26 protein-coding genes, 1 tRNA gene and 2 rRNA genes are annotated in these 24,835 nt (G+C 66.3%); 15 read left to right on the top strand and 14 right to left on the bottom strand.

Annotated elements, in window-relative coordinates; all coding sequences use genetic code 11:
- The 4 genes from BM337_RS13635 to fen all read right to left on the bottom strand — a co-directional run.
- Positions 1-1,261: ribosomal RNA gene (locus BM337_RS13635) — 23S ribosomal RNA — on the bottom strand; the annotation flags it as partial.
- Between the two features lie 213 nt (positions 1,262-1,474).
- Positions 1,475-1,542, bottom strand: a tRNA-OTHER gene (locus BM337_RS13630).
- A gap of 216 nt (positions 1,543-1,758) precedes the next feature.
- Positions 1,759-3,232 (bottom strand): 16S ribosomal RNA (locus BM337_RS13625).
- Positions 3,233-3,981: 749 nt separating this feature from the next.
- Entirely contained in the window at positions 3,982-4,962 is a 981-nt protein-coding gene (gene fen, locus BM337_RS13620) for a flap endonuclease-1 (protein WP_089817135.1), read from the bottom strand.
- Between the two features lie 141 nt (positions 4,963-5,103).
- On the opposite strand from fen, the gene BM337_RS13615 reads away from it, so the two are divergent.
- Positions 5,104-5,985 (top strand): DUF8054 domain-containing protein, encoded by an 882-nt coding sequence (locus BM337_RS13615; protein WP_089817134.1) that lies wholly within the window; start codon positions 5,104-5,106, stop codon positions 5,983-5,985.
- 71 nt (positions 5,986-6,056) lie between these two features.
- Here the strand turns inward: BM337_RS13615 and BM337_RS13610 are convergent, their stop codons facing one another.
- On the bottom strand, positions 6,057-6,596 hold the full coding sequence (locus BM337_RS13610; RefSeq protein WP_089817133.1) for a GNAT family N-acetyltransferase: 540 nt from the start codon (positions 6,594-6,596) through the stop codon (positions 6,057-6,059).
- A 136-nt stretch (positions 6,597-6,732) separates the two neighbouring features.
- Here BM337_RS13610 and BM337_RS13605 point away from each other — a divergent pair, with 136 nt between their 5' ends.
- Positions 6,733-7,146, top strand: a complete 414-nt coding sequence (locus tag BM337_RS13605) for a DUF3054 domain-containing protein (protein ID WP_089817132.1) — start codon at positions 6,733-6,735, stop codon at positions 7,144-7,146.
- Positions 7,147-7,299: 153 nt separating this feature from the next.
- On the opposite strand, the gene BM337_RS21210 is transcribed toward BM337_RS13605, so the two are convergent.
- The gene (locus BM337_RS21210) at positions 7,300-7,464 is read right to left on the bottom strand and encodes a DUF7331 family protein (protein WP_177227491.1); all 165 of its coding nucleotides are present in this window, start codon (positions 7,462-7,464) and stop codon (positions 7,300-7,302) included.
- 417 nt (positions 7,465-7,881) lie between these two features.
- Between BM337_RS21210 and BM337_RS13600 the strand changes: the two genes are divergently transcribed.
- A complete protein-coding gene (locus BM337_RS13600; RefSeq protein ID WP_089817131.1) occupies positions 7,882-8,091 on the top strand; it encodes a DUF8015 family protein in 210 nt (69 codons plus the stop codon).
- Between the two features lie 105 nt (positions 8,092-8,196).
- Positions 8,197-9,207: an ornithine cyclodeaminase family protein gene (locus tag BM337_RS13595; RefSeq protein ID WP_089817130.1), complete on the top strand. Its 1,011-nt coding sequence runs from the start codon at positions 8,197-8,199 to the stop codon at positions 9,205-9,207.
- 12 nt (positions 9,208-9,219) lie between these two features.
- On the opposite strand, the gene BM337_RS13590 is transcribed toward BM337_RS13595, so the two are convergent.
- The 3 genes from BM337_RS13590 to srp19 all read right to left on the bottom strand — a co-directional run bounded on the left by BM337_RS13590 (position 9,220) and on the right by srp19 (position 10,896).
- Complete coding sequence (locus tag BM337_RS13590; RefSeq protein WP_089817129.1) at positions 9,220-10,290, bottom strand: presenilin family intramembrane aspartyl protease PSH; 1,071 nt, start codon at positions 10,288-10,290, stop codon at positions 9,220-9,222.
- A gap of 103 nt (positions 10,291-10,393) precedes the next feature.
- Positions 10,394-10,621 (bottom strand): H/ACA ribonucleoprotein complex subunit GAR1, encoded by a 228-nt coding sequence (locus tag BM337_RS13585; protein ID WP_089817128.1) that lies wholly within the window; start codon positions 10,619-10,621, stop codon positions 10,394-10,396.
- The gene (gene srp19 / locus BM337_RS13580) at positions 10,618-10,896 is read right to left on the bottom strand and encodes a signal recognition particle subunit SRP19 (RefSeq protein ID WP_089817127.1); all 279 of its coding nucleotides are present in this window, start codon (positions 10,894-10,896) and stop codon (positions 10,618-10,620) included. Before srp19 ends, BM337_RS13585 begins: the two co-directional genes overlap by 4 nt.
- A gap of 160 nt (positions 10,897-11,056) precedes the next feature.
- Here srp19 and btuC point away from each other — a divergent pair, with 160 nt between their 5' ends.
- Genes btuC through BM337_RS13565 form a run of 3 tightly spaced genes read left to right on the top strand, consistent with a single transcriptional unit; the run spans position 11,057 to position 14,162 of the window.
- Positions 11,057-12,148 (top strand): vitamin B12 ABC transporter permease BtuC, encoded by a 1,092-nt coding sequence (gene btuC, locus BM337_RS13575; RefSeq protein WP_245778666.1) that lies wholly within the window; start codon positions 11,057-11,059, stop codon positions 12,146-12,148.
- Positions 12,145-13,383 (top strand): ATP-binding cassette domain-containing protein, encoded by a 1,239-nt coding sequence (locus BM337_RS13570; protein ID WP_089817126.1) that lies wholly within the window; start codon positions 12,145-12,147, stop codon positions 13,381-13,383. The genes btuC and BM337_RS13570 overlap by 4 nt, the downstream gene beginning before the upstream one ends.
- Positions 13,384-13,427: 44 nt before the next feature.
- Positions 13,428-14,162, top strand: coding sequence for a hypothetical protein (locus BM337_RS13565; RefSeq protein WP_089817125.1), 735 nt, complete (start codon positions 13,428-13,430; stop codon positions 14,160-14,162).
- Positions 14,163-14,225: 63 nt separating this feature from the next.
- On the opposite strand, the gene BM337_RS13560 is transcribed toward BM337_RS13565, so the two are convergent.
- Both BM337_RS13560 and coxB read right to left on the bottom strand, forming a co-directional pair.
- The gene (locus tag BM337_RS13560) at positions 14,226-14,657 is read right to left on the bottom strand and encodes a MaoC family dehydratase (RefSeq protein WP_089817124.1); all 432 of its coding nucleotides are present in this window, start codon (positions 14,655-14,657) and stop codon (positions 14,226-14,228) included.
- A 63-nt stretch (positions 14,658-14,720) separates the two neighbouring features.
- Positions 14,721-15,449 carry a cytochrome c oxidase subunit II gene (gene coxB, locus BM337_RS13555; protein WP_089817123.1) on the bottom strand — a complete coding sequence of 243 codons (729 nt, stop codon included), beginning with the start codon at positions 15,447-15,449 and terminating at the stop codon, positions 14,721-14,723.
- A 221-nt stretch (positions 15,450-15,670) separates the two neighbouring features.
- On the opposite strand from coxB, the gene BM337_RS13550 reads away from it, so the two are divergent.
- Both BM337_RS13550 and BM337_RS13545 read left to right on the top strand, forming a co-directional pair.
- A complete protein-coding gene (locus BM337_RS13550) occupies positions 15,671-17,071 on the top strand; it encodes a heme o synthase (protein ID WP_089817122.1) in 1,401 nt (466 codons plus the stop codon).
- Positions 17,068-17,775: a DUF7546 family protein gene (locus BM337_RS13545; protein ID WP_089817121.1), complete on the top strand. Its 708-nt coding sequence runs from the start codon at positions 17,068-17,070 to the stop codon at positions 17,773-17,775. The genes BM337_RS13550 and BM337_RS13545 overlap by 4 nt, the downstream gene beginning before the upstream one ends.
- Before the next feature lie 34 nt (positions 17,776-17,809).
- On the opposite strand, the gene BM337_RS13540 is transcribed toward BM337_RS13545, so the two are convergent.
- Entirely contained in the window at positions 17,810-18,538 is a 729-nt protein-coding gene (locus tag BM337_RS13540; RefSeq protein ID WP_089817120.1) for a sensor domain-containing protein, read from the bottom strand.
- A gap of 76 nt (positions 18,539-18,614) precedes the next feature.
- Between BM337_RS13540 and BM337_RS13535 the strand changes: the two genes are divergently transcribed.
- The 3 genes from BM337_RS13535 (at position 18,615) to BM337_RS13525 (ending at position 20,608) form a co-directional block, all read left to right on the top strand.
- Positions 18,615-18,845 (top strand): Rdx family protein, encoded by a 231-nt coding sequence (locus BM337_RS13535; RefSeq protein ID WP_089817119.1) that lies wholly within the window; start codon positions 18,615-18,617, stop codon positions 18,843-18,845.
- A 63-nt stretch (positions 18,846-18,908) separates the two neighbouring features.
- A complete protein-coding gene (locus tag BM337_RS13530) occupies positions 18,909-19,853 on the top strand; it encodes an ABC transporter ATP-binding protein (RefSeq protein WP_089817118.1) in 945 nt (314 codons plus the stop codon).
- Positions 19,850-20,608, top strand: coding sequence for an ABC transporter permease (locus BM337_RS13525; RefSeq protein WP_089817117.1), 759 nt, complete (start codon positions 19,850-19,852; stop codon positions 20,606-20,608). The genes BM337_RS13530 and BM337_RS13525 overlap by 4 nt, the downstream gene beginning before the upstream one ends.
- Positions 20,609-20,655: 47 nt before the next feature.
- Here the strand turns inward: BM337_RS13525 and BM337_RS13520 are convergent, their stop codons facing one another.
- Positions 20,656-21,828 carry an MBL fold metallo-hydrolase gene (locus BM337_RS13520; RefSeq protein WP_089817116.1) on the bottom strand — a complete coding sequence of 391 codons (1,173 nt, stop codon included), beginning with the start codon at positions 21,826-21,828 and terminating at the stop codon, positions 20,656-20,658.
- An 86-nt stretch (positions 21,829-21,914) separates the two neighbouring features.
- On the opposite strand from BM337_RS13520, the gene BM337_RS13515 reads away from it, so the two are divergent.
- Positions 21,915-22,547: a hypothetical protein gene (locus BM337_RS13515; protein WP_089817115.1), complete on the top strand. Its 633-nt coding sequence runs from the start codon at positions 21,915-21,917 to the stop codon at positions 22,545-22,547.
- 24 nt (positions 22,548-22,571) lie between these two features.
- Here BM337_RS13515 and BM337_RS13510 read toward each other — a convergent pair whose 3' ends face one another.
- Positions 22,572-23,201 (bottom strand): DUF420 domain-containing protein, encoded by a 630-nt coding sequence (locus tag BM337_RS13510; RefSeq protein ID WP_089817114.1) that lies wholly within the window; start codon positions 23,199-23,201, stop codon positions 22,572-22,574.
- A 135-nt stretch (positions 23,202-23,336) separates the two neighbouring features.
- Between BM337_RS13510 and BM337_RS13505 the strand changes: the two genes are divergently transcribed.
- Together BM337_RS13505 and meaB are read left to right on the top strand one after the other, a co-directional pair.
- The gene (locus tag BM337_RS13505; protein ID WP_089817113.1) at positions 23,337-23,762 is read left to right on the top strand and encodes a cobalamin B12-binding domain-containing protein; all 426 of its coding nucleotides are present in this window, start codon (positions 23,337-23,339) and stop codon (positions 23,760-23,762) included.
- A gap of 29 nt (positions 23,763-23,791) precedes the next feature.
- Positions 23,792-24,787, top strand: coding sequence for a methylmalonyl Co-A mutase-associated GTPase MeaB (meaB, locus tag BM337_RS13500; protein WP_089817112.1), 996 nt, complete (start codon positions 23,792-23,794; stop codon positions 24,785-24,787).
- The last annotated feature ends 48 nt before the right edge of the window (positions 24,788-24,835 follow it).

Genomic DNA, 24,835 nt, shown 5'->3' with positions numbered 1-24,835 from the left:
GGTCTCGGTGGTGGACTTGAGTCCCGATCATTTTCGGCGCCTCGAACCTCGGCCGGTAAGCTGTTACGCTTTTCTTAGAGGGTAGCTGCTTCTAAGCTCACCTCCCGGCTGTCTAGGGCTCGAGACCACCTTCGATCACACTTAGTCCACACTTGGGGACCTTAACCTAGCTCTGGGTTGTCTCCCTTACGGTACACAGGCTTACCCCGCGCACCGGACTGCCCGCGTCGACAGCGTTCGTAAGTTCGGAGTTCGACAGGGAAGTTCACTCCTCTCGGAGTGAAGCATCCCAATCGGTCGCTCTACCTCACGAACTACCTCGGCGGACGTCATGCTTCGACATGTTTCGGTTGGAACCAGCTGTTGCCGGACTCGATGGGCCTTTCACCCCTACACGAAGGTCACGGGAGGGTATTGTAAGACACCAGCCCTAACAGGCTTCCACGTGCCTTTCGGCACGCTTCACCTTGCCCACGTGTAGATCGTCCGGTTTCGGGTCGTGTCAGCGGGACTCCCCGCCCTTGAAGACGGCGGCCCTGGCGCAAAGCGCTGCGGCCATGTTGGTTTCCCTGTGCCTTCCCCGATAATCGGGTTAGACTCGCCTCGCAAACACACTCCCTGGCTCGTTTTTCAAAACGCACGACACGACATCGGCTTCCTGTACGTCCTACTGCAGACTCGCATCTGGGTCGTTTTGTACAGGACCTTGTATGCCCCGTCGTTCTATACCCACTCGATTTCAGGCACTGTTTCACCTCCCTTCTGAGGATACTTTTCAGCGTTCGTTCGCACTACTGTTCGCTATCGGTCTCGAGTTGTACTTAGCCTTAGCAGGTTGATGCCTGCCGTATTCACGAGGGAATTCCAACCCCCGATACTCTGGGACTGACGCACACGTTACCGGTCGTCGATACGGGACTGTCACCCTGTATCGTCCTCCCTTCCAGGAGAGTTCTCGACGGCTGTCGCGTGATGAGAGTCAGCCCGAACACCACATCGCCCGTGAGGGCTTCAGTTTGGGCTGTGTCGCGTTCACTCGCGGTTACTAACGACGTCGCAGTTGCTTTCTCTTCCTGCCGGTACTGAGATGTTTCAATTCCCGGCGTTCCCCATTGCGCAAGGCAATTGCGGAGAGGATTCCTATTCGGACATCCCGAGTTCTTCGCTTCCATGCAGCTCCCTCGGGCTTATCGCAGCTTGGCACGTCCTTCGTCGGCACTCGAGCCGAGCCATTCACCGAGTGGCGTAGTAGCCACTTTGCACGGTGGTCGGGTGAACGAACACCGTGACTAACAATACGTCGGATACACGTTCCACGATGAAACGGATCCAGTTGACGTCTGGATTGCACGTACACACGGTCGTCATCGTAACACTCCCGTGGTGAACGGGAGCGACGGTCTTACCCTTCCCAACCGCGCTTTCGCGGGATGGTGCATCGGTTTCGCGTGACGACGCGATGTCGTCCGCGGTAGTGATCGACCCGGAATCGAACCGGGGCCGCCTCCGAACGGAGGTGCTCTTCCACTGAGCTATCGATCGCCCCTCGAAGAGGGGTGAACTGCAGGCATACCGAGTGACGTAAGCCGTCAGCAACGCCGCCGGGAACACCGGCGGATTGCTTCAGTGGCTTACGTCACTCGCCATGAGCCCTGACAGTTCGGTGCCCGGCCGGTACGGCCGTGGTGTCACCATCGCCTGCCCAGAAGGCTGGCGAAGTAAAGGTGGGCCAGGCGCGTCGGCCTGGTCCCGGTCATTAGGAGGTGATCCAGCCGCAGATTCCCCTACGGCTACCTTGTTACGACTTAAGCCCCCTTGCGAAGCCCAGATTCGACCTGGGAATCCAGGCCTCATCCGGACCTCACTCGGGTGCTTTGACGGGCGGTGTGTGCAAGGAGCAGGGACGGATTCACCGCGCGCTTCTGACACGCGATTACTACCGAATCCAGCTTCATGTGGGCGAGTTTCAGCCCACAATCCGAACTACGACCGGGTTTAAGGGATTAGCTCCGCCTCTCGGCGTCGCGACCCGTTGTCCCGGCCATTGTAGCCCGCGTGTTGCCCAGCACATTCGGGGCATGCTGACCTACCGTTGCCCGCTCCTTCCTCCACGTTAGCCGTGGCAGTCTCCGTAAAGTACCCAACTACCACAAGGGTATTGCTGGCAATTACGGATACGGGTCTCGCTCGTTGCCTGACTTAACAGGATGCCTCACGGTACGAGCTGACGGCGGCCATGCACCTCCTCTCAACAGCGTCGCGGGTAAGCTCGTTAAGCTGACCGTCATCACTGTTGTCGGTGCTGGTGAGATGTCCGGCGTTGAGTCCAATTAAACCGCAGGCTCCTCCGGTTGTAGTGCTCCCCCGCCAATTCCTTTAAGTTTCATCCTTGCGGACGTACTTCCCAGGCGGCCCGCTTACGTCTTCACTTCGGCACAGCGCAGGCTCGTAGCCTGCGCCAAACCTAGCGGGCATCGTTAACGGCTAGGACTACCCGGGTATCTAATCCGGTTCGAGACCCTAGCTTTCGTCCCTCACTGTCGGATCCGTGCTTCCAAGGTGCTTTCGCCATCGGTGGTCCGTCCAGGATTACAGGATTTCACTCCTACCCCGGACGTACCCCTTGGATCTTCCGGTCCCAAGCCGAACAGTTTCCACCGGACGTCCAGTAGTTGAGCTACTGGATTTCCCGACAGACTTGCTCGGCCAGCTACGGACGCTTTAGGCCCAATAATATCGACCATCACTCGGACTGCCGGTATTACCGCGGCGGCTGGCACCGGTCTTGCCCAGTCCTTATTCGTCGACCACCTTACGGTCGACAAAAGCGAGGACTATATGCCCTCGCACTCGGAGTCCCCTTATCGCACTGTCGTGCAGTGTAAAGGTTTCGCGCCTGCTGCGCCCCGTAGGGCCCGGAATCTTGTCTCAGATTCCGTCTCCAGGCTCTGGCTCTCACCACCTGTACCGATTATCGGCACGGTGGGCCGTTACCCCACCGTCTACCTAATCGGCCGCAGCCACATCCTACAGCGCCGTAGCGTTTCCAGCTCACGATATTCAAATCTGTGAGCTGTATTCGTTATTAGCCTCAGTTTCCCGAGGTTATCACGATCTGTAGGGTAGTTTGGCCACGTGTTACTGAGCTATCTGCTACGGGTCTGAACCCGTGCAACTAGCATGGCTAAATCGGACTCCGATAGCAATGGCCTCCGGCAGGATCAACCGGAATGGGTTTCCTGACTCAAGGTCAGGATCTGGCGGAGACACGCTATCATACGTTGTCTCGTCGTCAGTCGGCGACACCGCGTCGGTCGTACCGAACCAGGTATCACCGAACTGTCAGGGCTTGCATCATATCTCATCTGTACGGCGGACCGCAGGGGTGAGATACTCATAGCTTTCGAATCCCATCATCGACGAGAAGCTCTCGTCTAAGGTGGATGGCGTCGCGGGCAGATTCCCGCTGGGCGCCATCCTTCGAACGGATATGATTGTAGAGGACTACCCAACATAAAGCCACCGATTGTGGCTCGTCTGTGATAGTAGAAATCACACGACGGAACCGGCCCGATGACTCAGGCACTGAGTGGCTTTATGTTGAAGTCCGCTACTCCGTTCGAGTTCGATTGCCGCCCTGACGGACGGCGTCACCGAACTGTCAGGGCTCACATCAGATCCCGCCTGTACGGCGGACCGCAGGGATGGGATCCTCATCTTTCGCGGGAGCAGGTGCTTGCACTGAGGCGAGCACGCTGAACTCTCGCTTCGCGGCAGGAAGTCACGGCGACTTCTCCGCACCGTGCCGGGGCGTCCCGGCGCGGCGTTCACATAACATTCCGATGGGAGGGTAACGGATAAACCCTCCGTCTCGAACCTGCCGTGAGACGGCGACACAGGCCACGTGACGGGTGATACGCAATCACAAGTTGTGTCGTGCTGACTGGAATCGTCGGCGGGTCCGTTTCGAGCTTCCCCGGATCAGGTCCACTCGTCGAGGCCGGTCTGGACGAGCGAGTCCTCGATTCGTTCGAACCCCCGTTCCACCTCGTCTGCGTCGACCTCCCACTCCCCGGTGACGTACTCCCTCGCCGCCTCGACGTCGGGGTTCATCGTCAGGTCCAGATCGTAATCGTCCGTCACCGCCGGGGTGAGGAACATGTCACGGATCCGGTCGGCGTTGTCGACGTGGGCCTCTCTGGCCTCCAGCGCTCCCCAGAGGTCCCCGTGTTCTTTCACGAGTTTGACGGCGGTCTTGGGACCGACGCCGTCGATGCCCGCGTTGAAGTCCGTCCCCATGAGGATGGCGGCGTCGACGAGCTGTTCCCAGGTGATAGCGTGGGCGTCCAGGGTCGCCTCGAAGTCCATCAGTTCGGGGTCCCCGCTGCTGGTGAGCTGGCGGAGCGTGAGCGGCGCACCGAGCAGGAGCGCGTCGTAGTCCTCCGTCCCGACGTAGTCGACGTCGCCCTGGCGAGCCATGTGTGCCGCCTGTGCCTCTCCCTCGGCCGGGGCCTCGATGACGGGAACGTCCAGCAGTTCGAGCGCCCGCCGCGTCGTCCGGAGGATCGCGTCCGTAAGCCGCTGGGTCTGTGAGTCCAGCCTGGCTACCTCGGTCACGTCCCCCGCTTCGCGTGCGTCCGCGAGTTTCTCTTCCCGCTGCTCCCGCTGCTCCCGCCGTTCCTGGATCTCGTCGTCCTTCATGTCCGTCACGGCGCCGTCGAAGACGAACACCGGCGTCAGGTCGTGTTCGAAGAACTTCGGGAGGCCCTGGACGACGCCGATCAGGTTCGCGACTTCGGTCCCATCCGTGGTCGTGTACGCGCCGTCGCGGGTGAACCGCACCGTCGTCGTCAGGTAGCGATAGAGCCAGTTGTGCGCGTCGACGGCCACGACGCTCCCCGAGACGTCCTCGAAGGAGACGTCTTCGATCGCGGCGAGCGCCCGGAGGTCTGAATTACCCATTGGCCGGCCGTAGGACAGTGCAGGGCTTGATACTGTCGGCTGCCGGGCAGCCGCCAGATGGGGTCGACCGTCAGGCCGACCCGGGTCCCGGGAATCGTCGGAACGAGAAGGTTCTTTGGCGTTTGATCCGACGACACACGTATGGGATCCGGGGACGGTCGCATCGCTCGATTCAGACACGGCCAGTACACCGGCGAGAACCGCTGTCTCCCGTGTACCGTCGTGAACGTCTGCATCGCGTTCGGTCTCGCGCTCACCGTCCAGGCTGCAACGTTCCGACTGGACGTGCCCGTACTCGCCGTGCCAGCCAGCGCCGCCGTCCTCGTCGTCGGACTCGGAACCATCTACCTGCGCGGCTACCTCGTACCCGGCACGCCGACGCTGACCGAGCGGTACGTCCCGGACTGGCTGCTGGCCGCGTTCGGGAAGGAACACGACACTACCGGCCTCGTGGGAACCGGCGACTCTGACCAGTCCGTCCAACACGAACAGGAAGCGGCAGTCGACGTCGAATCGACGCTCCTCGAGGGGGGAGTACTGACCGAGTCCGAGGACGGCACCGAACTCCAATTGACGACCGAAGCCGATCGGTCCGTCGACGAAGCGGTGGCAGTCCTCCGGACGGAGGACGTGACCCGGGCACGTCTGCTGGACGTCCTCGCCGTCTCACGGGGAGACGTGGTGTTCGAGGAACACGGCGCCGCGTTCCGGGCGTACTGTGACGGGACCCCTGTCGGGACGTGGGAGTCCCGGTCGGCCTTCCTCGCCGACGTGGCCGGCGCCGCCGTCCTCGCGGACCGGCTCCCAGAGTGGGACGACCTGCGGGTCGACCAGCGGGGTGAGTTACTCAACGGTCTCAGGCTGTACCTGACGACGTGTCCCGCCTGCAGCGGGCCGCTCTCGTTCGGCACCGACACGGTCGAGTCCTGCTGTTCCACTCGTGAAGTCGCGGCCGTCACCTGCGACGACTGTGGCGCGCGCGTGTACGAGTCAGACCCGGTCGAGTCAGACCCGGCCGAGTGAGTCGGTGGCGAACCGGGAGTGGACCGTCCCGCCCGTTACTCGGCGTTCGACCGTTACTTGGCGTTCGACCGTTACTCGGCGTTCGAGGCGCCGTTCGGTGACGGCCGTTCCGTGCGCTTGGCGAGAAACGCTTCCTCTTCGTCAGACAGGTCGCGCTCTCGGAACCTGTCCAGCCCCTCCCGATAGCTGTCGGAATCGCCGTCGGGGTCGTTCCCCGGCGTCCACGCGAGCACGAGTTCCGCGATGCCGGTTGTCTCGCCGGTGAACGCGAAGCCGGCGCGATAGCAGGCCTCGTAGGCGAACGGGTTGTTGACGGCAATCTTTACTCTCCCGTACGCGCGCTCGCTCGCGCGACCCATTCCGTAATCGAGCAACTTCGGACCGATTCCCTCGCCCCGGCGGTCCTCCCGAACGGTGACGTAGCGAAACCAGAGCGTGTCCGGGTCGGTCCGGTCCTCGTTGAACGCGAGCGCCGCGACGACGGTGCCGCCGTCCCTGGCGACGACTTTCCCCGTCGAGGACATGACGAACTTCCCGGCGTAACTGAATCGTCGCCAGTCGAGTTCGAGCGTAGGGCCGTCCGACGGCCAGCCGAGGAGTTCGAACTCCATACCACTTGTTCGATGCGGACCGAAAAGTAGGTGGCGCAGTGTTGTCCTGGGGCGAGGACCGCAAACGTCCCCGTAGCTCACGTTCGCGAAGGCCTCGAGTCGGGAGAGCCAAGTCGGTCGCGTTCGATGTGAAGCTATGAACCAGGCGTGGTCGCTCAGACGGCGCGTCGAACCGACGTCGCTGACGGCACTGGTTGCCATCGGTGACCTCCTCGCGATCGCAACGTTCGTCGTCGCTGGCGAGCTCTCCCACGGGTACGGCCTCTTGGAATACGCGGGGCGCATCGCCGCGACACTGGTCACGTTTCTGGTCGGATGGGCAGTCGTTTCGGTCCCCGGCCGCCTGTACAGTCACAGTACAGTCGGTGACCTCGAAACGGAGGTCCTCCGAACGCTAGGGGCGTGGGTTCTCGCAGTCGGCATCGCCCAGGTGCTCCGATCGACGGCTGTCTTCCCCGGTGACTTCGCACCGACGTTCGCCCTGGTATCCTTTGCCGTCGGTGGCGCCCTGCTCGTCGGGTGGCGAGCGCTCGTCTCGGTCGTCAGGTGACGGCACACGTCGTCGGAAAGTGAGTACTCTGTCGAATAGAGAGGAAAAGGGCGGTCACCGGATCGAAGCGGGTGACGGTCTGTCAGAACGGCCGAATTCACGTACTGCCGGCCATCTCGAATTTCTATGAGTACCGTACCACGCCGTCGAGGCTCATCGCATCGAACCGACGTCGATGGCCACTGTCGACTGAATCCACGACTGGTGATTCTGCCGGTCGTAGATGACGAACTCGTCGTCGCCGATGTTCAGTTCGGCGAATCGCGTCTGCTCGCCGTCCGTGGCCTCGTTCGTATCGTCCGTGGCGTTCGTGCTCATAGATTTCGAGGAACGGGGGTCGGGTGTCCCTCTACTACGTGATATCCAAGTTCCCCCCAATAAGCGCTCTCCCTCGATTATCAACCAGCATAATCGGCCTTAGATGGACAGTAAGTAGCACTCCACTCGTTATCAATCGACATATTTCGGAAATGTATCGTCCGCGTGTTCTGTGAGTAGTTCGCGAGTGCCCATAGTTCGATCAGTTCGGGAGCGCTGAAGCGATCTGAGCGATAGCGCACGCTGGCGCCGTCGTCAGAGCGCGCGCGAGATATATTCCGGATAAATACGCCGCTCATAACTTATGGGTTCATTTCTAATCACCCACGCCGTGAGTACACAGGACCAATGTCCAACCATACGAGAGATTTACGGGAAACACTTATATGGGTATTTATCGTAATTACGAGTATATTCATGACGGGCTACTACGACATCGTCCTTGGACTCATTCCGCTCGCACTCGCAGGTATCACCGGTGTCCTGGTCCTCGCCGGATTCGCGCTGACCACCGCCATCCCACTGGCTTCCGTCGTCGCCGTCGGCCTCATCGGACACGCGATGTTCGTCCGAACTCCCGTCGACTCGCCGCCCGCTCGCCGCGAACCGGGCAAGACAGCCGACTGAGCCACGTCCAGTCCGTCACCGCGTAGTGCTATTTTGGCGTCCGCTCCCTTCGTCGACCGGTGCTCCCAGGAGTACGCCTAAGGGACGGCGAATCGAACGTCCGGTATGAGCGACGCCGATTCGACGGCACTGTTTCTGACGAGTGAGAACGTGACCGGACTCGCGACGCCGGCGGAGTACGTCGACGCGGTTCGCGAGGGATACCGGGAACGTGGGCGAGGTGCGCCGGCCGCTCCCCGGACCGCCCTCTTCAACGACGTCCCGGCGGGTATGTTGACCAGTTACACGGCCATCCTTCCGGAGACCGGCGCGATGGGCGGCTACGTCTACGCCGCCGGCTTCGACGAGCGCGACGCCTACTTCTCCCTGCCGCTGTTCGACGCCGACAGCGGGGAACCACTGGCCGTGTTCGACGGGGCATCACTCAACCCCTTCAAGACCGGCGCGGTCGGCGCCGTCGGCGTCGACGCGCTCGCCCGGCGGAACGCCTCAGACCTCGCGCTGTTCGGGAGCGGCCCGCAAGCCCGCGGACAGCTCCGGGCGACGGCGACGGTCAGGGACCTGGAGCGCGTCGAGGTGTACTCGCCCACCAAGGACCACCGGGAGTCTTTCGCTGCAGAGATGAACGACGAACTCGACGCAAGCGTCGCCGCCGTCGCGACGCCTGACGCCGCTATCGAGGGCGCCGACGTCGTCGTCACGGCGACGAACGCAGACGATCCGGTGTTCGACGGGGATCTCCTCGAGCAGGGGACCCACGTCACCGCGATGGGCCAGTACAATCCCGAGAAGCGCGAACTCGACGCCGCGACGATACGTCGGTCGACGTACGTCCCGGACCTGCGCGAGCGCGTCGCCCAGGACGCCGGGTCCTTCATCGGAGCCCTCGAGGAGGGAGCTATCGACGAGGACCACGTGCACGCCGAACTCGGCGATGTCGTCGCTGGCGAGGCAGACGGGCGCACGGACGAGGACGAGATCACCGTCTTCGACAGCGGTGGGACGGCCATAGAAACAGTCGCGGCGGCCTACATGCTGTACGAGCGGGCGAGAGACCAGGGGCTGGGGACGGAAATCGAGTTCTCGCCAGCAAGTCAGGCGCTCACGGGCAGGTGAACTGACAGGGTTCTACAGGTACGCGTCGAGTCCGAGCGCCTGGACGAGCGTCAGGCCGCTCACGAGCGCTCCCAGGACGTAACCCGCTATCGTCCCACCGTTGAGCAACGGGAGCCCCGCGTGGGCGCGTCCCTTCATCACCATCCACAGCAGGACGGCTAGTCCGGCGAAGGTGCCGACCATCGCCGTGAGCGCGGGCAGGGCGACGCCGGCCAGCGTCGGCACGCTCGCTGGCGCGAAGAAGGCGGCGCTGGCGACCAGCACCGTCGGGATGACGGCGTCCCCCAGGCCGATGAACATCGCTTCCCGTTCGAGCGGGTCTGCGGCCTCCGTCTCGTCGACCTGGCCCTCACTGCCGCCGCGCGTGAAGTCGGTGGTCGGTTCGGCGTCCGCGCCGGACTCCGCGTCGACCGACGACTCGGAAATCGCCGACTGCTCGTCCGAGTCCGCGTCGTCCGCCATCGGGTCCGGCATGTCGGCGTCGAGGAACGAGTAGTCCGCCGTCATCGGGATGACGAGTACGACCGGTACTTTGAGGTCCATCACACCGGACGCCAGGGTCAGCATGTGCTCGGTGCCGTACACGCTGATGGCGTCGTAGACGGCCAGGACGGTCAGCAGTATCAGCGCCGGGAGGACGCCGAAGCCGATGCCGAACAGGCCAGCGGCGGCGGCGCCCATGAAGGCCCCCGCGATGTCGATGACGTACCACTCCGGATGGACGTACAGCGCGACGCCCAGCGCGATGGCGAACGGGATGGCGACGACGTCGGCGAGGGGAGCCGGCGCGACGAACCGCATCAGTACGCGGAAGACGTACAGCGAGAGCCACGCCCCGGAGGCGACGATGATCAGCCGGATCAGCGCGTCGACGTTCAGCTTGAACGCGGCGAGCATGAACGCCGTCGCGACGAGGATAGCACCGACGTAGACCAGGCTGTTCGCCGGGTCCTCGGGGTTCTCGACGGGCTGGTACCCCGCCGCCTCGAACGGCTCCACGAGCGCTATCGCGGACAACTGGATGAACAGGAAGATGGCGACGATGATGCCGACGCCGAACGCGACGCGCCTTCGCTCTGTCATTGTCCGGTGGTCCCGTGGGAAGGGTTTGAGCGTTACGGGAGGCGGGCGGCGATCCGGTGACGAGAACCGCAGAAAACTGAAGCGTCGAGGTCAGCCGAGCGAGTCAACGAGCGTACAGCGGTTTCCCGACGAGCGTCGCGAGTCGGACGTCGTCGTCGGGCGTCACGGCGACGTAGGGTCGCTCGACGGGGCCGAACACGTCGACGACGCGACCGGCGTCTTCCAGGTCGTCCGTGAGGACTGCGCGGCCGATATCGGGGTGGTCGCGGTCCGGGCAGCGGGCGACGGCCAGGCCCTGGGCCACGCGGACGACGTCGCCGACGCGTTTCATGCCCGGAGAGCCTGGAGGTACGCCGCGACGGCGCCAAGGAGGTCCGACTTCGTCGCGTCGTCGGCGTTCTTCACGAGCACGCGCCCGCGCTGTTCGTACTCGCGGGGGTACGTCTTGTCGCGTTCGATGACCGCGTCGTAGCCCACCTGCTGGACCGCCGTGGCTATCTCGTCGACCGTGGGGTCGGGGATGGCCTGGTCCAGTGAGACCCGGCGTCCCTCGTTGCGCGAGCGCTCGGCGTCCAGAAACGCCGGCCAGATGACGTTCTCGACCATACCGTGAGTGGCCGCCCCTGGCTTATACGCCTTTATGATGGCGAGGGGGACGTGCCCTATCCGCCGCTCCGCGGGCACGGCCTCCCTACCCCTCGCCCAGACCTGTCGCCGAGCGACCGTATACAATAAGTATTGGGCTAGAGTAAGCGTAGTTGATACAGTGGACTCACCGCCACGCGCGCCCGTACTGCTGGGCCTGGGGGCAGCGCTCGTCGCGACGGTACTGGCGAGTGCGACGGTCGGTCCGGTGAGCATCGACCTGCTCACGGTGTCGAAGGCGGCGCTGAACGCCGTCGGCGTCCCGGCCGGCCTCTCAGTCGGCGTCGGGACGACGCGGCTCCTCGGGGCCTCGGTGCCTCTCCCCGGCGTCTCGCTCCGGTACGCCTACCCGTTCTCCTTCGCCGTCGCCGATTCGAGTGAGACTATCGTCCGCCAGATTCGGCTTCCCCGCATCGTCCTCGGCGCCATCGTCGGCTTCGCGCTCGCGGCGGCGGGGACCGTCATGCAGGGGTTCTTCCGGAACCCGCTGGCGGACCCGTCGATCATCGGCGTCTCGTCGGGCGCCGCGGTCGGCGCGGTGGCGGCCATCGTCTTCGCCGTCGGCCTCCCGCTCCAGGCGATGGCCTTCGCCGGCGCGATACTGGCGGCCTTCGCCGTCTACCTCATCGCGACCCGCGACGGGGAGACGCCCGTCGCCACGTTGTTGCTGGCCGGCGTGGCCATCCAGACGTTCCTCGGCGCAGTCATCTCCTACATGCTCGTCCACGCCGGCGAGAGCCTCGAACAGGCCATCTACTGGCTGATGGGGCACCTCCAGAACAGCACCTGGGGTGAGGTGGAGGTGACCCTCCCCGCCGCGTTTCTCGCATTCGCCGTCCTGCACGTCTACGCCCACGACCTGAACGTCCTCCTGATGGGCGAGGAGGACGCCCACGCGCTCGGCATCGAGGTCGAGCGGACGAAGCGAATCCTGCTCGCCGTCGCGAGCGTCATCACCGCCGCGGCCGTCGCCGTCGCCGGCGTCATCGGCTTCGTCGGCCTGGTCGTCCCCCACGTCCTCCGCCTGATCGTCGGCCCGGACCACCGGATCCTCCTCCCCGCCAGCGCGCTCGCGGGGGCGACCTTCCTGGTCGCCGCAGACACGCTCGCTCGCTCCGGACCCGCGGAGGTGCCGGTCGGCATCGTCACCGCGGCGGTGGGCGCGCCCTTCTTCCTCTACCTGCTGCGGCGCAAGGAGGTGCACACGGTGTGATCCGCGTCGACGACGTCCACGTCGCGTTCGGCGACGTCGAGGTGCTCGACGGCGTCGACCTGACGGTCGAGGCAGGTGAGTTCGTGGGCCTCGTCGGCCCCAACGGCGCCGGCAAGACGACGCTACTGCGCACGGTCAACGGCGCGCTGACCCCCGGTTCGGGCGAGGTGTTCGTGGGCGAGGAGCGGATCCACGACCTGTCCTCCCGCGCGGCGAGTCGCCGCGTCGCGACCGTTCCCCAGGACACGAGCGTCCGGTTCGCCTTCGACGTCGCTGACGTCGTCGCGATGGGCCGGACGCCCCACCGTTCACGTTTTTCGAGTCATCCAGACCGGGGGGCGCACGTCGACGCGGCGCTCGAACGGACGGAGACCACGCACCTGCGCGACCGGCGGGTCGACACGCTGAGCGGCGGCGAGCGCCAGCGCGTGTTCGTCGCCCGCGCACTCGCACAGGACGCCCCCACGCTCGTGCTCGACGAACCGACGGCGAGTCTCGACGTGAACCACGCGACACAGACCCTCGCCCTCGTCCGCGAACTCGCCGACGAGAGCCGGGCGGTGCTCGCGGCCATCCACGACCTCGAATCGGCCGCCCGCTTCTGTGACCGGCTCGCGCTCGTCCACGACGGGCGAATCGTCGACCAGGGGGAGCCGGCGGACGTGTTGACCACCGAGGCCCTGGAGACGGCCTTCGACGCGCGCGGCGTGGTGACGACGAATCCGGTGACGGACTCGCCTGCGGTGACCACGCTCCCGTCGACGACCGGCGGGGGGAGTCGAGTCCACGTCCTCGGCGGCGGCGAGACCGGTGCCAGCGTCGTCGGGTCGTGCTGGGCGGCGGGCCACCAGGTGAGCGCGGGCCCCTTCTCCCACGACGACGCCGCCCGGTCCGTCGCGCGGACGCTCGAGGTCCCGGTCGAGACGACGCCGCCGTTCGCGGCTATCGGTCGAGCCACGGTCGAGGCGGTCAGCGAGCAAATCGCGGCCGCCGACGTGACGGTGCTCGCGGATCCGGTCATCGACCCGGCGGCGACCGTCTGCGAGCTCGCCGACGACGCCGAACGGCTGGTCCTCGTCGAATCGCGACCCCTCGCCGAGCGCAACTACGCGGGTGAGCGAGGGCGCGAGCGCTACGAAGCGCTGCGGCGGCGAGCGAGTGTCGTCGACGCCGACCGAGTCCCGGCCGTTCTCGACGAAAAACCGGACGCTGGCAAGGTTTTGGCGGACGACTGACATGCGGAAGGTTCAACTGATTCGATCGCAACCGTGGGATCAAGATGGTAAACAAGACCGCGATCGGGATACTGGGGGTCGTCGTCATGGCGTCCCTCGGCGTCGGCGTCCTGATCGGAATGCAACTGGGTGGTGGAACGAACGCGCCGGTCACGACGAGTCCGGCAGCCGACGGCGAAACGGCGACGCCGACGAGCGACCAGACGAGCGACGGCGACGACGGGGGATCGACCCCTTCGGAGTCGACGAGTGAGCGCCAGACGACGATTCCGGCCCGGCAGTTCGACGAAGCCGAGATCGCGAATCACATCGCCAGGTTCGTCAACCAGGAGCGCGAGGCGCAGAATCGAACGCGACTGTCCACCGGCGGCGCCACGGCGACGAGCGTCTCGCGAATGGCGAGCAACCACAGCGTGGCGATGGCGAACCACGGCAGCGCCGCCCACAAGGTGGACGGCGTCTCGACCACCAATCGGTACCGGAATCACGACCTCTACGAGCGCTGCAAGTTCAAATCCCACGAGGGGAGCTACATCGACACGCCCGACGAGAAGTTCGAACTCGTCGGCACGACCTACGCCGGAACGCACTACCAGGCCGACGGGCAGGAACGGTTCAACGGCGACGAACGAGCGGTCGCCCGCGCCATCGTCGACAGCTGGAACGAGAGTTCCACCTACAGCGAGCGACTCCTCGTCGGCGGGCCGACCCGGATGGGCGTCGGCGTCGAAGTGACCAGCACCGGGAAGGCGTACGCGACGGTCGACGTCTGCGCCTGAGCGACAGTTCTCGCGGCCCCTTCCTTTCTTCCCCTTGCGGTTCGGTGCCGCCGTTCGGAGGGGTTACTCGCGCTCCCAGAGGACGAGACCGACCATGGTCAACACGACCCCCTCAGCGTTCGACGTCTCGATGGCGCAGTGGACGAGCCCGCGGTCCTCGTCCCACACCTCCTTGTCGACGACCTCCGTCTCGACGCGCAACGCGTCACCGGGTCTGACCGGACTGGGGAACCGCAGGTCGTCGATGCCGACTGCGCCGAGCGCACGGGAGTCTGCGAGGAAGTTGTCCACGAGTAGTCGCATGGTCATCGAGGCGGTGTGCCAGCCGCTGGCGACGAGGCCACCGAACATCGACTCCCGCGCGGCGTCCTCGTCGACGTGGAACGGCTGGGGGTCGAACTGCTCACCGAAGGAGACGACGTCCTCCTCGGTGACCTCGTACGTGCCGAAGGCGTCGGTCTCGCCGATCTCGATCTCCTCGAAGTAGTCGGACATGTCGCTCCCTGCGACGGGCGAGTGCAAAAAGGACGGGGCGAGGTCAGTGAGCGTGGCGTTCGGTCACTCGGACTGCTGTTCGTCGAGCCAGCTCTCGTACTCGTCCTCGGGGACGACCTCTATCTGGCCGAGCATGTCGGAGTGGCCAGTGCCACAGTACTCCGCACAGTAGAGCTGGTAGGTTCCCGTCTCGGTTATCTCGGTCTTGATGACGTTGTGGTTCCCCGGGATGGCGTCGGCCTTCAGTCCGAGTCCGGGTGCGTGGAACGCGTGGATCCAGTCCGTGGAGGTGATGTGTAACACGACGGGCCGGTCGGCCGGGAGCACGAGCGTGTTACTGGAACTGACGCGGTCGTCTCCCTGGCCGGTGTTGTTGTAGTTGAACGTCCAGCTGTAGCGCTGACCGACGACCTCGACCTCGGCGGGCTCCTGGTCGGACTCGATCTGCTGGTCCGCGGTGGCCGTGACGTACGGTTCGGCCATCACCTGGTAGGAGGCGATACCGACCACGAGGAGGATGATCGCCGTCGCGATGGTCCAGGTTATCTCGAGACGCCGGTTCTCCATCGTCGGCAGAGGATCCTCGTTGTTACGGAACTTCCAGACGGTGTAGATGAGGATGCCCTCCACGAGCACCGTGATGGGGACGGCGATGTACAGCAGGTTCATGTTGAGGTCCCAGATCAGTTCCGCCGTCTCCGACGTCGACACCTGGGCTGCTGCCGGCTCGACGGCGAGCGCGAGAAGAGCTCCAGTGAAGACCGTGAGGAGCCCGACGCGTTTCCCATTCATGCGTGTTCGGGGGTTCGGAAGTCGGGAATAAATAGCTGCTGTCTTGCCCTCAGGGGCGTGCGACGGCGTGGGACGTTTACCCGACCATGTTCGGCGGCAGATTCAGGGAGTGGTCGAACACGGCCAGGAGCAACTCCGTCCGAATCGCGAGGAGCCGAGCCGTCCGAAGCGCGGGGTCTAAGTGCGATGGAACGAAGGGTCTAGGAAAGAGGCCTCCCGGGATGAACTCACGTCGCCCACGGTTCACGACGCTGCTCGCCGCGAGCGCTGTCGGTGTGTACCTGCTGGTCGTCCTCGGTGCGACGGCCGACGTCGCTCACGCCGTCAACTCCTGTTCCACCTGGCCGGTCTGCCAGGGGCCAGTACTCGAAGACACCGGTCTCCTCGTCGCGTGGAGCCACCGTCTCACCGCCGCCGTCGTCGGACTGTTCGTCCTCGCGACGGCGGTCGTCGGCGTCCGGTCCGCCGCCAGGCGCCGCGTCACTGCGCTGGCGATCACGGCACTGCTCCTCTACCCCGTCCAGATCGGGCTCGGCGCGCTCGTCGCGACGTCGGGCGGCGCGGGGCCGTTCCCGGGCGCTCACCTCGCAACGGGCATGGCCATCTTCACGACACTCGTCCTCGCACTCGCCTGGCAACTGGAGTCAGAGACGCGGACGCCGGACGACGCGCCCGTCGTCGATCCCGTCGACCTGGACGCCGGCGATTCGGCGGCCGAGGGGCCGGCACCGGGCGTCGCGTCGCTGTCGACGCGCGAGCGGATCACCGCGACCGCTGGCGCCTACTTCCGGCTCACGAAGCCCCGCCTGATGTGGCTGCTCTGTCTCGTCGCCGCGGCCGGGATGGCTCTCGCCGCCGGCCCCGACCTCACGACGCCGACAGTCCTCTTCACACTGACTGGCGGCGTGCTCGCCATCGGGGCCTCGGGGACGTTCAACCACGTCATCGAACGCGACGTCGACCAGCGTATGGAGCGGACGTCTGACCGACCCGTCGCGACCCACCAGATACCAGTCAAGAACGCGCTCGCGTTCGGCGGGTTCCTCTCGGTCACGTCGGTGTGGCTGTTCTGGCAGGTCAACGCCCTCGCCGCGGCGCTGGGCTTCGCAGCCATCCTGTTCTACAGCGTCGTCTACACGGTCGTCCTGAAGCCGAACACGGTCCAGAACACGGTCATCGGTGGCTTCGCTGGTTCGCTGCCTGCCCTCATCGGCTGGGCGGCCGTCACTGGCGAGATCGGGCTGCCCGGACTCGCGCTGGCCGGCGTCATCTTCCTCTGGACGCCCGCGCACTTCTACAACCTCGCGCTGGCGTACAAGGAGGACTACGCCCGCGGCGGCTTCCCGATGATGCCCGTCGTCCACGGCGAGACGGTGACCCGCAAACACATCGTCTTCTACCTCGGCGCGACGCTCGTCGCGGCCGGCGGGATGGCCGCCCTGACGCCGCTGGGGCCGCTGTACGCCGCGACAACCGCGGTCCTGGGCGCGGTGTTCCTCTGGGCCGTGGTTCGACTCCACCGCGAACGGACCGAGCAGGCGGCCTTCCGGGCGTTCCACGCCTCGAACGCCTACCTCGGGGCGCTCCTGGTCGCCATCGTCGTCGACTCCATCGCGCTATGAGCACGACATACAAGATCGACCGATTCGAACTGCACCGCGACACGCTCCTGCTGAGCGCGCTGCTCGTCAACACCCAGCTCCTCCTGTTCCTGGCGTACCACCTCCTCAGCCCCAACGACATCACCGGGGTGACACCCGTCGCCGTCCCGCTCGTGTGGATAACCGTCGGTGCCTGGGCGCTGGTCAGGACGGAGCGACCGACCGCGTCACAGCGCCAGCGGACCGTCGGCGTGGCGGTCGCGGCGGCGTACTTCGGCATCCTGGGCTACTTCGGCGGCGTCTGGGGACCCGGTGCCGACATGCTCCCGGCCGGAATCGACCTCGCGGTTGCGTCGGCGCCGCCGGGCTGGGCGCCCCGGGTGTTCGTCAACCTGCCTGCGAACGGGTTCGCACTCGGCTCGCTCCAGTTCCCGTTCCAGGGCGTCCGGATCAACCTGATCCCGTGGCAGGTCGTCGGGTACGTCGCGCTGGCGTACCTCGTCTACGCCGCCGTCGTCGACGCCGCGGGGTCGGCCATCTCCGGCATCGTCGGCCTGCTGTCCTGCGTCTCGTGTACCTGGCCGGTCATCGCGACGATCGCGACGAGCGTGTTCGGGGGGAGCGCGGCCGTCGCCGGCGCCGTCTACGACCAGTCGTACCTCCTCTCGACCGTCGTCTTCGTCGCGACGGTGGCGCTGCTGTACTGGCGTCCCGGCTGGCGCTAAGTAATTCCTGGCAGCTCGTCGAAACTCGTCGTCGCTACGTCAGCGGCCGCGGCGTGATCAGCACTCGCGTGTACCAGCCCTGGACTCTCGCGAGCAGGTTCAGGAGGTGGAGCGAGACGACGAACAGTAACACGCCGACGACCGCGACGCCGACCGCCTCGGAGAGCGTCGTTACCTGCCAGGACGTTATCGTGAGGGGGTAAGAGACCACCTCGACGCCGCCCCACTGCTGGACGGCGTAGGAGAGGGTGAGGTGGATGGGCTCCGGGATGGAGACCTGAATCGTCGCCTGCCGGTAGTACAGCGGTGCGAGGACGAACGACCCGGCGAGCGTACCGAGGAGCGTCATCAGGAGGAAGGTGAACAGGCCGACGACGAACTTCGAGGCCAGATAGACCAGGCCAACCCACGTCCCCAGATCTGCCAGGGGCGACCGCAGGTAGTCCCACACCTCGTCGTGTTCGGTCTCCCGGTCCAGCGGAACGTCGACGCCGAGGAGTCGGGCCGCGAGCCACCGCTCGAAGACGAGGATGCGGTCCGAGAGGAGGAGCACGCCCACGAGGATCGGGAGGCCGACGAGGAAGACCAGGAGACTGAACCCCACGGACAGCCCCGTCGTCAGCAGGACGAAGTAGCCGAGTCCGAGCGGGAAGGTCAGCGCCAGGTAGACCAGGTTCCGGTACGTCTGTCGCCGCGAGAGGACGCCGACGAACCACCGAACCGGTCCGGGGACCCGAGCCGCCGGATGCGCACGAACGCTCATGTGTCTATACGCTAACAGCACCGTCAAAAACGTATCGGGACGCGCCTTTTTGTTCGTGGCCGGTGACCGTCCACGTATGTCCGACGTAACGATCGAATACTGCGTTCCCTGCGGCTTTCGCGAACGAGCGTTCGAAGTCCAGCAAGTCGTCCTCGGCGCCGTCGAGGGCGAACTCGATTCACTCGAACTCGTGATGGGCGACCACGGCGTGTTCACCGTCAGCGTGGACGGCCAGACCGTCTACGACAAGGAGGAAGACGCCTACGACCCCGACGAGATCGCGCGGAACGTTCGAAACGAACTGTAGCCCGCGTGGCACGGGTATCGACCGATCGGAGCGATTTTCGGTCGCGGTGACCGACCACCAGCCATGGAAGAGGTACTCGTCGCCGAGAACGTCCGTCGTGCGTACGGCGACACCGTCGCCCTCGACGACGTCTCACTGACGCTCGGGGAGGGAGAGGTCGTGGCACTCGTCGGGCCGAACGGGGCCGGCAAGACCACGCTCGTCCGCGCGCTCACGGGCACGACCGACGCCGAGGGCCGCGTCGAACTGTTCGGGACGTCGCCCCGCGACGTCGACCGGGACCGGATCGGACTGTTGCCCCAGGACTTCTCGCCACACGACCGGCTCACCGCCCGGGAACTGCTGGCGTACTACGCCGGTCTCTACGACGAGTCGCGGGACGTGGACCGCGTCCTCGCGGACGTGGGCCTCGCCGACGACGCCGGGACGTGGTACGAGAACCTCTCGGGCGGCCAGCAGCGCCGGACCTGCGTCGGCGCGACGCTCGTCAACGATCCGGACCTCCTGTTACTCGACGAGCCCACGACCGGCATCGACCCCGCCGGCCGTCACGACCTGTGGGAACTGCTCGAAGGACTCGCCGACGCGGGCGTCACGATTCTCGTGACCACCCACGACATGGAAGAGGCGCACCGACTCGCCGACCGCGTGGGTCTCCTGGCCGACGGTCAACTCGTCGCGATGGACGCTCCAGACGCGCTGATCGCGAACTACGGCGGCGAGAGCCGACTCACCGTCTCCGGCGACGTCGACGAGTCCGTCGCGGCGGCGCTACGGTATCAGACGGTCGTCGACGGAGACGGGATGACCGTGTCCGGGGTCGCCCCGGAGGACATCGGCGCGGTCGTGCGGGAACTCGAGGAGGCCGGCGTCGACTACGACGGCCTCAGCTGGAGCGAACCGGACCTGGAGGCGGTGTACATGGAACTGACGGGAAACCGCGTCGGGCGAGGAGACCGAGCGAGTGAGCGGGAACCGACGGCCGCCCCGGCCGGAGGCGAGCGATGAGCGCGATTCGTCGCGTCGGCGCGGAGTTCAGGGCAGCCCGGAAGGCGTTCCTCCGCCGTCGCACCGCCGTGTTCTTCACGTTCTTCTTCCCGCTGATCATCGTCATCATCTTCGGCGCGCTGGTCCAGACCAGACCGGGCGGCGGCGGGCTGTTCACCGAGCCGCCCCGCTACTACGTCGCGGGCTACCTGGCCGTCGTCGTGCTGTTCACGCCGCTGTCGCGGGTCGGGAGCGAAGTGGCCCGCCACCGCGAGGGCAACCGGTTCGAGAAGCTGGCGACGACGCCGCTGACCAGGCTGGAGTGGCTCGCCGCCCAGACGCTCGTCAACGTCGTCGTCATCGGGCTCGCTGGGCTCCTGCTGCTCGGACTCGTCGTCGCCCTCACCGGGGCGGACGTGGTCCTGACAGTGCCTTCGGTCGCCGCGCTGGTCGCCTTCGTCGTCGTCGGCGTCGCGCTGTTCTGCGGCGTCGGTGCACTGATCGGCAGTTTCGCCGACTCACAGGACGGCGTCATCGCCGCGTCGAACTCTATCGCGCTCCCGCTGCTCTTCCTCTCGGAGACGTTCGTCCCGCCGGCGCTCCTGCCGGCGTGGCTTCCAACCTGGCTGTCACCGCTGACGTTCTTCTCGCGGGGCGTGCGGACCGTCACGACGTCGGGGCAGGCGGGCGACGCGGTCACTCCCCTCGCGATTCTCACAGTCGCCGGGCTGGTCGCGTTCGTCGCCGGAGCGGTGGCGCTGCCCCGGACGGACTAGCGCGAGGGCCCTCGTCGCGGAGCGCGGTGGACCCCGGCGCGTCAGCGTCACTCCGTCGCGACGGCGCAGTTGTTCGGGCCGAGTTCCAGTTCGAACGCCTCCTCCGCGGACACCGCCTCGCGGCCGAGGTTCACCGCGACGATGCGTTCGAAGTTCGCGGGCCGGTCGCCCATGGAACCCAGGACGCGATCGACGAACGTCTCTCGCGACTCGGAGAACGCGGCCAGTCGGTCGCGGAGTTCGCCCAGCGTCGCCGTGTACGAGCCGTCCGTGGCGGGCGAGCGGCCCGGGACGTAGTGGCCGGGCGCGACGAGAGCGTCGTCGGGAAGCGGCGCCAACCGCTCGGTGAGCGTCTCGTGGAGCGTGCCGGCGAGTTCCCGGGCTCCGTCCTCCCCGCGTTCGAGGTCGGGCCGCGGAGCGCCGTCGAGGAACAGCGCGTCGCCGGTGAACGCGACGTCGTCGAGGACCAGCGAGATCGACCCCGTCGTGTGGCCGGGGGTCGCGAGCACGTCGAGTTCGTGGTCGCCGACGCGCAGAGCGTCGCCGTCGTCGACCGTCCGCACGCCGCCGGCGACGCCGCGGTCCGCGGCACCGGTCGACACCACCGGCGTCGCACCGGTGGCCCCAGCCACTGCCCGGAGGCCGCTGAAGTGGTCCGCGTGGACGTGCGTGTCGAGGACCGTCTCGACGGCGGCGTCCAGCTCCGCGACCTCGTCGCGGTACCGGTCGGCGAACGCCAGCAGCGGGTCGACGACGAGGGCCGCACCGTCGGAGACGACGACGTACGCGAGACAGCCGGTGGCGGGGCGACGGTACTGGTAGACGGTCGCGTCCGTGGCGGCGCGTGCGATCTGCGTCCGCCGGTAGACGCGCGCCCACCCCGCCATCCCGCCCGCGAGGTTCACCGCCTCGGCGCCTTCCCCGGTGAGCGCGGCCGCGACCTCCGCGCTCTCGGCCCCGCGGGGACAGACGGCGACGTAGGACTCGTCGGGGTCGACCAGGTCCGCCGGGTTCCCGGTCGCCCTCGCGCTCACGAACCGCATGTAGGGGACGTGCGTCAATTCGACCCCGGGTCCGTCGATTCGCCAGGCGTCGACCTCGTCGCGGTTACGGACGTCCAGGAGCGCGACCCGTTCACCGTTCTCGATCCGACTGGCGAGCGCCTCCGGATCGATCTCGCGCACCGCGGATCCGTCGCCCGCCGGGGCGTCTTCGGCCATGTCCTCCCGTAGGCCCGGCAGCGGTAAAACGGCCCCGTCGAGTCGGGCGGGAAACAGTATATGTGGCCGTCGTGCGAAGAAGTGGCATGGACGTATCGGAGTTCGTCGAGCACGTGCGATCGGCCAACGAACGGAACCTGGCCCGCCTCGGGTCGGAGAAGGCGCTCGTCGCGACGACGGCGGGCAGTCTCGACAGGGAGTCGGTCCTCGAAACCGCCGCCGCGGCGGAGACCCGGGCAGTGGAGACCTTCGACCGGTGGGTCGACGACGAGACGGACGACGACGCCCGCAGCGCGTTCGAGGCGGAACGGGCGCGCGAACAGGAGCACCGCGAGCGCGTCCTCGAACTCGCGGACCGGTCGTCCGTCGAGGCCGAGCCCGACCCGCTTCACGAGCACCTCCGCGACCTCGACGAGACCGTCGACAGGGTCGCCGCGGGCCTCGTCGCCCGCCCGCTGGTCGCCTCCCGGAGCCTCCTCCAGGTGATCAACTTCTTCGTCAACGAGGGCGACGAGCGCGGGGCCGCCCTGTTTCGCGAACTGCGCGCCGAGACCGACGAACAGGTCGAGCGCGGCGGCGAGGTTGTCGCGACCGTCTGCGAGAGCGACGGCGACCGTGACCGGGCGGTGGCCGCCGCGGGCGCGGTCGTCGACCTGGCTTACGACGAGTACGCCGCTTCACTGGAGGAGATGGGGATCGACCCGAAACCGGTCTGTTGACGCGTGCTCTCCGGCGGCCGAGCGTCACCACTCGAGGGGAGAGCGCGCGGCGGCGAACAGAACCAGGGCAGCGCCCCGGGGCTCCCACATGTACACGTGGTTGAGCATGACGTAGGTCACGAGGCCAAGGAAGAGGCTGAGCGTCCAGGCGACGACGGCGATACGGCCGACACGGGCGTGCGAGGTGTCCCTGAGTTCCGACGGGGTGTGCGTGAGCCCCAGCACGACGGCGTGGATGACGACGGGGACAGAGATGGCCGACAGCAGGATGTGAATAGCCAGCATGACGAGGTAGGCCCACCGAACCGGTCCCTCGACGAGGATGGCCTTCTCGAACCCGCCGCCGACCTTGAGCAGGTACATGACGAGGAAGAGGAGGATGAGCCCGAACGCCGTCAGCATCGCGGTGCGGTGCTTGCGGACCGCGTCCCGGCGGATGTAGCGGACGCCGGCGAGGATGGTAATCAGCGCCGTGGCGTTGACCACCGCGATGGCGTCGCTCAGGACGATCACCGTCTCGTTGGACAGCTCCGGGAAGGGGAAGATCCGGGCGAACGTCCCGACGACGAGCGCGTAGCCGATCAGCGAGAGGACTGTCGTGACGAGAAGGGGTTTCGCCTTCGCGCGCGAGTGTATCCGGTCTACGGCGGCCATTCTTGGCCGAGGTTCGGCGTGCCACGTGTTTCGCCTTTCGGATCAGCTCCGAGAAGCGGGCCCGTCCCGGATAGTCGTTAATCATTATTCATCAACTCCGTTAGAGTCAAACGGAGGGGCGTGGTACACCGGTACATGAGCGCGGACCAGGAGCAGGCCGAGCGAACGATCCGGTGTCTCGTGGCGAAGGTGGGCCTCGACGGTCACGACCGCGGGGCACACGTCATCGCCAGAGCGTTCCGCGACGCCGGGTTCGAGGTCGTCTACTCCGGCCTCCACCGGGCGCCGGAGGAAGTCGTCCAGGCAGCGGTCCAGGAGGACGTCGACGTGCTGGGAATCTCGATCCTCTCGGGCGCACACAACACCCTCGTCCCGAAGATCCTGGAGGGACTGAAGGAGTACGGCGCCTTCGAGGACACCCTCGTCCTCGTCGGCGGCATCGTCCCCGACGACGACAAGGAGGAGTTGCGCTCGCTCGGGGTCGCGGAGATATTCGGCCCCGGCGCGTCGATGGACGAGATGATCGACTACGTCCACGAGCACGCGCCGGAGCGAAACTGACGTGATCCGGACGAACGCGAGGGCGATGGATGAGTGAACTCGTCGCCGACTTGCTGGCGGGCGAGCACCGCGCGCTGGCCCGCGTCATCTCGATGATAGAGGACCGCTCGCCGGGGTACAGGGATATCGTCTCGGAGTTGCACCGCCACACCGGTACCGCCGACGTGATAGGGGTGACTGGTTCGCCGGGCGCGGGCAAGTCCACGCTGGTCGACAAGGTGGCGGCGACCTACCGGGACCGGGGAGAGACCGTCGGCGTCATCGCCATCGACCCGTCCTCGCCCTTTACTGGCGGCGCGGTGCTGGGCGATCGGATCCGCATGGCCTCCAACGCCGGCGACATGGACGTGTTCTTCCGGTCGATGTCGACGCGCGGGTCGCTGGGCGGCCTCTCGACGGCGACCACGGACGCCGTCACCGCCCTGGACGCCTTCGGCAAGGACAAGATAATCGTGGAGACGGTCGGCGCCGGCCAGAACGAGATCGACGTCGTCCGGACGGCCGACACCGTCGCCGTCCTCGTCCCGCCGGACTCGGGCGACGACGTCCAGATGCTCAAGGCCGGCATCCTCGAGATCGCCGACCTCTTCGTCGTGAACAAGGCCGACCTCGACGGGGCCGACAGGACGGTGGGCCAGCTCAAGGAAATGATACACCACCGGACGGACGCGAGCGGGCCCGACGGCCACGGCACCGACGACGACGGCTGGACGCCGCCAATCGTCGAGACGGTGGCCAACGCCGGCGAGGGCGTCGACGATTTCGTCGGCGCCGTCCAGGACCACCTAGACTACCTCGACGAATCGGGTCGGCGGGAGGAGAAAGTACGGTCGCGGTACGCCGCCGAGGTACGGACCCTGCTCCGCGAAGACGCCAACGCGCTCCTGGCCGAGGAACTCGAAGCAAGGGGCGGCGTCGACCGGGCCGTCGACCGCATCCTCGCACACGAGACGGACCCCTACACCGTCGTGGCGGACCTGATCGAGCCGCTCGAATCGTGCCTGGGAGAGCGACGGCAGGGGTAACGGGCGGACGCGGCGCATCCGACCCGACCCGGAGACCGCTGTCCCACC

It is taken from the genome of Halomicrobium zhouii, from assembly GCF_900114435.1.
Classification (GTDB): Archaea; Halobacteriota; Halobacteria; order Halobacteriales; family Haloarculaceae; genus Halomicrobium; species Halomicrobium zhouii.
Note: the sequence above shows the minus strand (reverse complement) of the source record. Positions and strands in the feature narration are given on the sequence as shown.